The sequence below is a fragment of the Porphyromonas gingivicanis JCM 15907 genome (assembly GCF_000614585.1).
GTDB classification, from domain to species: domain Bacteria; phylum Bacteroidota; class Bacteroidia; order Bacteroidales; family Porphyromonadaceae; genus Porphyromonas; species Porphyromonas gingivicanis.
The window spans coordinates 1-589 of sequence record NZ_BAKX01000031.1 but is presented as its reverse complement, the minus strand read 5'-3'; the positions used below and the strand labels follow the sequence as shown (position 1 = coordinate 589).

The following is a 589-nucleotide window of genomic DNA, read 5'->3' as shown; positions in this document are numbered from 1 at the left end:
CTTGCCGATAAAGTGCTACATTCGCAGTAACAATAGTTTACAAAGCGTTGTAATGGTTTAGGTTGTATTCGGAGTCTCTCCATCTTTTTTACCCTGCTTTGGGAATGGAAATCCAGATAAGACTTCGGAATAAAGAGATAGATGAATGGTTTTAATTAGTAACGTATAATTGTAATATCAGTATGAGAAAGTCAAAGTTTGTATGTATTGCCTTCGCCTTTATGACAGTACTGGCGATAGGTTGTAAGCGTGATGACCCCGCTCCACCACCTCCTCCTCCCACGCCAATTCCCGACCCACGCCCCAATCCCCGCCCTGACCCTAAGCCCAAGGAGTATGTCTACGACGTTTACGTGGCAGGACACATAGATAATAAAGCTACGCTTTGGGTGAATGGAGTGCCTTCGACGCTACCGCTCAAGGGAATTACCTCTTTCGCCCGTTCCGTTTTCGTCTCGGGTAAGAATATCTATGTGGCAGGAGTAGAGGAGTATAACGGCAGAAGGAATGCCGTGCTTTGGGAAAATGGGATATTGACTCCGATGAGGAGAAGTAAAGAGGGCGATGCTTACTCCCTCTTCGTCTCGGA

At 46.3% G+C, this 589-nt stretch carries 1 pseudogene; it reads left to right on the top strand.

Going from position 1 to position 589, the window contains the following annotated elements:
- Window positions 1–182 precede the first annotated feature (182 nt).
- Window positions 183–589 (top strand): annotated as a pseudogene (locus JCM15907_RS11860) (hypothetical protein); the annotation flags it as partial.